This window comes from Muriicola sp. (assembly GCF_041567615.1).
GTDB lineage: Bacteria > Bacteroidota > Bacteroidia > Flavobacteriales > Flavobacteriaceae > Muriicola.
Map to the genome: position 1 here is coordinate 1 of NZ_JBFGBM010000190.1, position 4,863 is coordinate 4,863.

Annotated in this window: 6 protein-coding genes; 3 read left to right on the forward strand and 3 right to left on the reverse strand. The window is 51.6% G+C overall.

Annotated elements, in window-relative coordinates:
• Positions 1-466: alpha-ketoglutarate decarboxylase (locus ABYP73_RS11430; RefSeq protein ID WP_372974413.1), on the forward strand; the 466-nt coding region annotated here is incomplete at its 5' end.
• Positions 467-470: 4 nt separating this feature from the next.
• Here ABYP73_RS11430 and ABYP73_RS11435 read toward each other — a convergent pair.
• From ABYP73_RS11435 to ABYP73_RS11445, 3 genes are read right to left on the reverse strand one after another with little or no spacing between them, the layout of a single operon-like run.
• Positions 471-836 carry a hypothetical protein gene (locus ABYP73_RS11435; RefSeq protein ID WP_372946397.1) on the reverse strand — a complete coding sequence of 122 codons (366 nt, stop codon included), beginning with the start codon at positions 834-836 and terminating at the stop codon, positions 471-473.
• Positions 837-883: 47 nt separating this feature from the next.
• Complete coding sequence (gene galE, locus ABYP73_RS11440) at positions 884-1,900, reverse strand: UDP-glucose 4-epimerase GalE (RefSeq protein WP_372974414.1); 1,017 nt, start codon at positions 1,898-1,900, stop codon at positions 884-886.
• Positions 1,901-1,906: 6 nt separating this feature from the next.
• Complete coding sequence (locus tag ABYP73_RS11445) at positions 1,907-3,055, reverse strand: DegT/DnrJ/EryC1/StrS family aminotransferase (RefSeq protein WP_372974415.1); 1,149 nt, start codon at positions 3,053-3,055, stop codon at positions 1,907-1,909.
• A 93-nt stretch (positions 3,056-3,148) separates the two neighbouring features.
• On the opposite strand from ABYP73_RS11445, the gene ABYP73_RS11450 reads away from it, so the two are divergent.
• Together ABYP73_RS11450 and ABYP73_RS11455 are read left to right on the forward strand one after the other, a co-directional pair.
• A complete protein-coding gene (locus tag ABYP73_RS11450; RefSeq protein WP_372974416.1) occupies positions 3,149-4,390 on the forward strand; it encodes a 3-deoxy-D-manno-octulosonic acid transferase in 1,242 nt (413 codons plus the stop codon).
• Between the two features lie 63 nt (positions 4,391-4,453).
• Positions 4,454-4,863, forward strand: a 410-nt coding sequence (locus ABYP73_RS11455; RefSeq protein WP_372974417.1) for an MFS transporter, incomplete at its 3' end; no start/stop codon positions are given.

Genomic DNA, 4,863 nt, shown 5'->3' on the forward strand with positions numbered 1-4,863 from the left:
ATACCTCAACGCCCAGGGAATTCCCTCCGGCAGCCCTTTTTGGAGCAAGATGAGATACGGGGGCGCCATCGGACTCGGTTTTGGGAACAATTCCTTTAATTTCATCGCCTCCCCCGCAGCCATTTACCCCGTGAATCCTAACGTGGCCCTGGGCACGAATGTCAGTTTCTCCTATGCCAGGTTTGGGGAAGACAGGTTCACAGCTTATGGAGCAGGTGCTTTGGCCTATTTCACTCCAGTGAGGGGACTCCAACTTTCCTCCGAATTCGAACAATTACGCGTCCACCGGAAATATCAATTCAACCCCGTACCCGTTGAGGATGATTACTGGTTGCCCATGCTCTTTCTCGGGATAGGTTACAATTCGGGACCGGTCACGTTTGGGATTCGTTACGATGTCCTCTACGACGAGGATAAAAGTATCTATGCTGATCCCTGGATCCCCTTTATCAGGGTCTTCTTTTAACGTTTTACGAACTTCCTCCCTTGTAGGAATCCTTGAACCAGACTTTTTGCCACTCTCTTTTCAGGATCAGGTACGCGGCCTCGTCTGCCATGTCTGCTGCGTCCTTGGTGTCGCCCCCGGAAAATGACTTTTCAGGTACATCGATGATGTACAGCAGGTTGAGATACTCGGGGAATTGTTCCATAAGCAGGACATAGATCTTTTCCCTGAGCAGGGAGATGAGTTCTGAAGGTGATATTTCCTCCAAAGGATGGAAAGGGATGTTGGCCAAGGCGAAATCCTTTTTCAGCTGAACCACCAGTTTGTGGTAGAGGTCAAGGGAAGCGGCCCTCTTCAGCACTTCAGCACTGTTGCTCAATTCATTTCCCATACATTATATACGAAACAGATGTTCTTTGCGGCCTATCCTGAAAGTACTCAGGACCTGATCTTCTGCTCCCATTTCCAGGCGGAGCGCATGGCCTCGTCCAGGGTCGACTCGGCTTTCCAGCCCAGGACCCGATTCGCCAGTGAAGTATCGGCATAGGCCTGAATCACATCTCCGGCCCTTCTTCCTACCACTTTGAAATTCAATTTTGTGCCAGAGACCCTTTCGAAACTGCGAATGACTTCCATCACTGAACTTCCGGTACCGGTCCCCACATTGAATACCTCGTAATTCTCCTCGTTCTTCCCTTCCAACAATCGTTGAAGCGCCACTACATGAGCACGGGCCAGATCCACCACGTGGATATAATCCCGGATACAGGTTCCGTCTTCCGTGGGGTAATCATCCCCGAAGACTGAAAGTTGTTCCCTGAGCCCGATCCCGGTCTGGGTTATAAAAGGAACGAGGTTCTGCGGAACCCCCAGGGGTAACTCCCCGATCTCCGCACTGGGATGGGCTCCCATCGGATTGAAATACCGCAGGGAGATGGCCTGTAACTGCGGACTGACCCCGCAGGTGTCGCGTATGATCTCCTCCCCTATCTGCTTTGTATTCCCGTAAGGCGATTCAGCGGGTTTTACCGGGGCGTTCTCCGTGATGGGCATTTCATCGGCCTGGCCATACACCGTACAGGAAGAGCTGAAAATAAAATGGGCCTTTTTCTTTTTTGCAAGTTGTTGCAGCAGGTAGACCAGGGTAGTAAGGTTGTTCTCATAGTACAACAGGGGTTTTTCCACACTCTCCCCCACTGCTTTGGACGCTGCAAAGTGTATGACTCCCGCCACATCCGAATGTCGATCGAAGAAACTGATCACATCGGCTTTATCCCTCAGGTCCATTTTTTCAAAAAGAGGTCTTTTCCCGGTGATGGCGGTGATACCCTCCAGAACGTCCTCCGAAGCATTGGAGCAGTTGTCGATGATCACCACTTCATACCCTTCCTGCTGCAGCTCCACAACAGTATGCGAGCCTATGAACCCAAGGCCTCCGGTTACCAGTATCTTCATATCGATTTATATATAATTCAGGACAGTCGTAGTTATAAATTCGATCTGGTCGTCGTCCAGTTCGGTGTGCATGGGCAGGGAGATCACCTCCTTCACCAGCTGGTTAGTGACCGGGAAATCGGCTTCCCTGTATCGGGGGTCCGCATAGGCTTTTTGCCTGTGCAATGGGATGGGGTAGTAGATCCCGAATGGGATTCCTTTCTCAGACAGGTGTGCTGCCAGGGCATCCCTTTTACCGTTGGTGATCCTCAGGGTGTATTGATGGAACACATGGCAGTCGCATGTAGGACATATCCCATCGCAATTGTTTACTGTTTTGGGGAGGATCAGGTCGCTGTTCCCCTTAAAGGCTTCGTTGTATTTCCTCGCAGCCTCCCTCCTCCTGCGGCAATAGTCGTCCAGGCGGGGTAATTTTGCCCGAAGGACGGCAGCCTGAATAGAATCCAGGCGGGAATTCACCCCGATCACATCGTGGTGGTACCTCTCGTACATACCGTGGTTCACGATCCCTCTTATAAAATGGGCGAGGTCATCATCATTCGTAAAAATCGCCCCTCCGTCGCCGTAGCATCCCAGGTTTTTGGATGGAAAGAAAGAGGTTGCCGCCACGTGACCCATAGTTCCGGCCATCTTCTTGCTCCCATCCTTGAACGTATGCGTGGCACCTATGGCCTGGGCATTATCCTCGATCAGGAAAAGCCCGTTTTCTTCGGCAATGGCTAGGAGTTCATCCATGGGGGCGCACTGCCCAAAGAGGTGTACAGGAACAATGGCTTTGGTCTTGGGGGTAATCGCTTTTTTGACTGCCTCCGGGTCGATGTTGAAAGTCTCGGCATCCACATCCACCAAAACCGGGGTCAGCCCGAGCAGGGCGATGACCTCCACGGTGGCAGCGAAAGTGAAATCTGCGGTGATCACCTCATCCCCGGGTTTCAGCCCGAGACCCATCATCGCGATCTGAAGGGCATCCGTCCCATTGGCACAAGGAATTACGTGCTTTACGCCTAAGTAATTTTCGAGTTCTTTTTGAAAACCGTGGACCTCAGGACCGTTGATGAACGCTGCGGTTTCCATGACCTGCTGGATGGACTTGTTAACTTCCTCCCGAATGTCTTCATACTGACCCGTAAGGTCAACCATTTGTATCTTTTTCATGCCAGAATCTATGCACGCAATATTACGAAATTACGGAACGGCGGCCAATGTAATTCCCCAAAGAAGCTTATTTTAGCGACAAATGAAGGCCCTGTGTATTCCCTGTATAATCTTCTGATCTACATCACCTGGCAATTCCTGAAGATCGCCGCCTTCTTCAACCCAAAATTGAAGCTGTTCGTAAAGGGCCGTCACAGAGTTTTCGGGCATCTCGGCAAGAACATTCGGAAAGGCGATCGCCTCATCTGGGTGCACACGGCTTCGCTTGGGGAGTTTGAACAGGGGTTACCGGTGATCAAGGCCCTCAAAGACACCTACCCCCGTCATAAGGTACTGGTCACTTTTTTCTCCCCTTCCGGATATGAGGTCAAAAAGAATTCACGGGAGGCAGATTTTATAACCTACCTGCCTGTCGACATCAGGAGTAATGCCGAAAAATTCCTGGATTTGACCAGACCCGAGATCGCCCTTTTTGTGAAGTATGAGATCTGGCCCAACTACCTTAAGGGACTGTCCCAAAGGGAAATTCCTGCGGTACTGATCTCCGGGAGATTCACACCGGACCAGGTATTTTTTAAAGGTTACGGAGGATTTATGAGGAAGGCCTTGAGGAAATTCTCCCACTATTTTGTACAGGATGAAAGGTCTGTCCAATTACTGGAGGGGTTGAAAATCCATGAGGTAACCCTTTCCGGGGATACCCGTTTTGATCGTGTAAGCGAGATCCTGGAGCGCGACAACACCCTTGGTTTTATGGATGATTTCAAGGGAAAGGACCTCTGTTTCGTTCTCGGCAGCACCTGGCCGGAGGATGAAGCCTTGCTCCTCCCCTTTTTACAGGATCCACCACCCGGTCTCAAAATCCTGATTGCCCCCCACGACATCAAGGAGGCACATTTGAACGCACTCCGGGAAAAGCTACCCGGGAAAACGCTGTTCTATTCAGAAATGGGGGAGCAGGACGCTTCCGGGTACGATGTCCTGGTGCTGGATACGATCGGCCTGCTTACCAAGGTGTATTCCTATGCAGACCTGGCCTACGTAGGGGGCGGGTTTGCAACAGGACTCCACAATACGCTGGAACCCGCCGTCTTTGGTATCCCGGTACTCACGGGTCCGAAGTACCATGGATTTTCCGAAGCCGAAGAGCTTGTGGAACTGGGCGGCATCTCTGTTGTGGACGGCCCGGAAACATTTTCTGCCAGGATTCATGAGCTTGTAGGGGATGAAAAGGCCCGTGAACGGCAGGGTAAGATCAACGCCCACTATGTAGCCTCTCGAAAAGGGGCCACCAAAAAGATCACGGACCACCTCAAAAACCATATGAAATTTTGAATCCCCGGGTCCTGAAGGGATTTGACAATTAATTTTTCCTAGATTTACAGGAAACCTGCAGGTATGGACCGGAAGATTCTGCGCTTTTCTGTCACGGCGGCCCTGGCCGGATTTTTATTTGGATTCGACACTGTGGTGATCTCCGGAGCGGAAAAAACGCTGCAAACCCTGTGGCAGTCGTCCGACAGTTTTCACGGCATAGTGGTCATCGGTATGGCTCTGTGGGGAACCGTGGTCGGCGCCCTGCTGGGAGGCTTCCCGACGAACCAAATGGGAAGAAAAAAAACCCTGGTGTGGATAGGTGTACTTTACACCGTTTCTGCCCTGGGCTCGGCATTCGCCAATGATCCGGTGACCTTTGCGATCTTCAGGTTTCTCGGCGGCCTGGGTGTAGGCGCCTCAACCGTGGCAGCCCCAACCTACATCTCGGAGATAGCCCCGGCCAAAAACAGGGGTAAACTGGTAGGCCTTTA

Bases quoted from the DNA above. Each gene is read 5' to 3' on its own strand.
- ABYP73_RS11435 (WP_372946397.1), bottom strand. From the start codon at position 836: ATGGGAAATGAATTGAGCAACAGTGCTGAAGTGCTGAAGAGGGCCGCT.
- galE (WP_372974414.1), bottom strand. From the start codon at position 1,900: ATGAAGATACTGGTAACCGGAGGCCTTGGGTTCATAGGCTCGCATACT.
- ABYP73_RS11445 (WP_372974415.1), bottom strand. From the start codon at position 3,055: ATGAAAAAGATACAAATGGTTGACCTTACGGGTCAGTATGAAGACATT.